This is a genomic window from Roseateles sp. P5_B10 (assembly GCF_056400485.1).
In genome coordinates this window covers 1-3465 of sequence record NZ_JBFULE010000577.1, presented here as the reverse complement: position 1 = coordinate 3465, position 3465 = coordinate 1, and the positions used below count along the sequence as shown (strand labels likewise).

3 protein-coding genes are annotated in these 3465 nt (G+C 67.2%); 2 read left to right on the top strand and 1 reads right to left on the bottom strand.

Annotated features, from left to right (window positions below; genetic code table 11):
• Positions 1-109 precede the first annotated feature (109 nt).
• Positions 110-466 carry a phage holin family protein gene (locus AC1DU6_RS24115; protein WP_477860163.1) on the bottom strand — a complete coding sequence of 119 codons (357 nt, stop codon included), beginning with the start codon at positions 464-466 and terminating at the stop codon, positions 110-112.
• A gap of 127 nt (positions 467-593) precedes the next feature.
• Between AC1DU6_RS24115 and AC1DU6_RS24110 the strand changes: the two genes are divergently transcribed.
• Both AC1DU6_RS24110 and AC1DU6_RS24105 read left to right on the top strand, forming a co-directional pair.
• Positions 594-1367, top strand: coding sequence for an energy transducer TonB (locus AC1DU6_RS24110; RefSeq protein ID WP_457322979.1), 774 nt, complete (start codon positions 594-596; stop codon positions 1365-1367).
• Between the two features lie 97 nt (positions 1368-1464).
• On the top strand, positions 1465-3465 hold a 2001-nt coding region (locus tag AC1DU6_RS24105), incomplete at its 3' end, for a TonB-dependent receptor (RefSeq protein ID WP_477860161.1).

The following is a 3465-nucleotide window of genomic DNA, read 5'->3' as shown; positions in this document are numbered from 1 at the left end:
GGCCCGCTGTGGCGATGTGCTTGCGGCTCAATGCTGCAAGCATCGCCGTCCCCTCGGGGGACCGATCAGGCCCGCCCGCGTTCAGCGGCGCGGGACTGGGCGAGGGGCTTCAGTCGCCAGGGAACACGCGCTCGACGACGACGTCGATGACCATGCCGCACAGGCTGTAGATCAGCGAGCCGATCAGCGCGGCGGCGAAGCCCGTCACGRCCAGGCCATCCAGCACCGTGGCGGCCATCCAGAACATCAGCGCGTTGATGATGAAGAGGAAGAGGCCCAGGCTGAGCACCGTCACCGGCAGCGTCAACAGCACGAGGATGGGCCGCAGCAGCGTGTTCAGCAAGCCAAGCACGAAGGCCGCGATCAATGCGGATGTGAAGCTCTTGACGATGACGCCGGGGTAGAGGTGAGCCACCAGCAGCAGGGCGCCAGCGAGCAGCAGCCAACGAACGAGGATCTTGGTCATGGCCGCGAGCATATCGGGCCACCGCCAGAGCGGTGTCGCATGACTGCAGCATCGCGACGCCGCATCAAATAGGAATCGTTCGCATTCGTGTTAAGATTTTTTCATCGAACACGGTCCTGTCTCGCTCGTGAAGCCCGCCCTCGCCTTTGTTGCCTCCAATCCGGCCCTTCCCGTGCCGGTCGCCGTCCCATCGCGGCCGGCGGTGGTGCTGCCGTTGCGAGTGCCGGAACCGCGGCTCAGCTTTGCCGAGATGGGGCGCCCGTCGCGCAGCCGGCGCCTGTTGCTGGTGGGCATCGCGGCGCTGCATCTGCTGGGGCTGTGGGGCCTGAGCCAGGTGCAGGATGTGCACCGCACGGTGGCACGCCTGGCACCCGTCGTCGTGCGCCTGGTGGCACCGGCCGAACCGCCCAAGCCGCTGCCACCGCCCCCGGTGGCGATGCCGGAGCTGAAGGCGCCGGCGCTGACGATGGTGGACCCGCCGTTGATCGCCGTCGCCGCCGCACCCGCACCCTCTCCTGTAGTCGCGGCCCTGCCGCCACCGCCGCCGGCGGTCATTCCGGTGCAGACGGCGCCAACGCCCGTCATTCCAATCACACCCCCACCGGCCCCCCAGATCAAGCAGATCCCCGCCAGTGCGGTGCGCTATCTGAAGGAGCCGCGCATGACGGTGCCGCTGATGTCCAAGCGGCTGCACGAGTCCGGCGTCGTGCACCTGCGCGTCATCGTCGACGTGCGCGGCCAGCCGCGTGAGATCACCCTGGCGAAGTCCTCGGGCTTCGCCCGCCTGGACGAGCAGGCGCTGCAGGACATGCGCAGTGCCCGCTTCGCGCCATACACCGAGAACGGGCAGCCCGTCGAGTGGGAGGTCATCGCGCCGATGTCCTACGAAGTCGACCGCTGACCCCACCTCCTTTCCCTGAGTAGCCATGCCGTGGGCGGCGCCTTGCGCCGCCGTGGGCAAAGCCATGCCCATTCAACACGATCCCTCGGAGAAATCCATGTCCCGCAAGAACAAATCGAACAAGTCGAAGACGCAGGCGCTGCTACCCCTGGGCGCGCTGGCCGCCGGCTTCGGCCTGGCCACGGCCACCCTGGCCCAGACCGCGCCCACACAGAAAGCGCCCGCCAAGGAAGAAAGCGTGCTGCCCACCGTGCGCGCCAAAGCCACTGCCGAGCCGCAAGGCAAGGACGGCTACCAGGCCACCGAGACGCGCATCGGCAAGGGCAAGCAGGACATCCGCGACATCCCGCAGTCCCTGACCATCGTCACCGAGAAGCTCATCGACGACCGCAACCTCGACAACGTCAAGGAAGTGCTGAAGAACACCGCCGGCATCACCTTCCAGGCGGCCGAAGGCGGCGAGGAAGACATCAAGATCCACGGCATCTCGCTGCAGAGCACCGGTGACATCTTCATCGACGGCATGCGCGACCCGGCCTTCTACGACCGCGACACCTTCTTCCTCGACAAGGTCGAGCTGCTGCGCGGCTCCGGTGCGCTGATGTTCGGCCGCGGCTCCAGCGGCGGCGCGGTCAACCAGGTCACCAAGCAGGCTGTGCTGGCCGACCAGAACGAGATCAACGTCGGCGCCTACAGCCACGGCGGCCTGCGCGTCACCGGCGACTTCAACAAGCGCAGCGGCGAGACGACGGCCTGGCGCATCGGCACCATGGTCAACCGCGCCGACAACGACGGCTCAGGCAACATGATCAACAAGGCCGGGCTGGCCGGCTCGGTGCGCACGGGCATTGGCGAAGACGACGAGTTCGCCCTCACGCTGTACGCCCTGGACAACAACAACGGCATGAACTACGGCATGCCGTGGATCAAGCCCACGCCGACCGCTCCGAGCAGCGCCACGACGCTGCTGCCGCTGGCACCGACCGCCTACTTCGGGCTGGCAAGCGACCGCAACAAGGGCACGGCCAACTACGTGATGGGCTCGCACACGCACCGCTTCGGCCCCAACGTCGAGCTGGTCACCAAGGCCCGCTATGCGTCCTACACGCGTGACCAGCGCGCCGGCACGGTGCGCTTCGCGGCTGCAGCCCTGCAGCCGGGCGGCATTGCCGCGTCACTGGCGACCTTCGGCCCCAACACCGTGCTGGCTCGCGGCACCCAGCTGAAGATCCAGGATCTGCAGACCATCACCGTGCAGAGCGACCTGAGCGCCAGGTTCAAGGCCGCCGGCATGGAGCACCATGTCATGACCGGCGTGGACTTCGCCCAGGAGAAGAAGCAGGTCTACAACGACAGCCCCGGCTTGACGGCAGCTCAGCGTGCGGCCTTCTACGCGGCGCTGGGCCTCACCAAGCCCAGCACGCTGGCCGGCACGCCCGACGATGGTGCCGGCATCGACGAGTCGCGCCGCCAGCCTCTGAAGGCGAGCGAGTACACCTCCCGCTCTGCCGGCGCCTACGTGCAGGACATGGTGTCACTCACGCCGCACTGGAAGCTGCTCGCCGGCCTGCGCTACGACAAGCTCAAGGGCGACTACGACAACTTCAACTACAGCTACAACGCCACCGGCACGCCGGGCTACGACAAGATCGCTCGCTCAACGACCGACAGCTACCAGATGAACGTGTCGGAGTGGAGCAAGCGCGCCGCCGTGCTGTTCCAGCCGAGCGCCCAACTGTCCTTCCACCTGATGGGCGCGACGTCCTTCAACACCTCGGGCGACACCTACTCGCTGAGCGCCACCAACGCCAACATCCCGCCCGAGAAGTCGGTGAACATCGAGCTGGGCGGCCAGTACGACAGCGCCGACGGCAGGCTGACGACGCGTTTCGGCATCTTCCGCGCCACCAAGCTGCACGAGCGCAATACCGACCCGCTGAGCAATCTGGTCGTGCTGTCCGGCAAGCGCCACGCCCAGGGCATCGACGTCGACATCACCGGCCGCATCACGCCGGAATGGGAAGTCTTCGGCACCTTCACCTGGATGCCGACGGCCATCATCGACATCGGTGCCGAAGGCGCGGAAGGCGAGGGCACG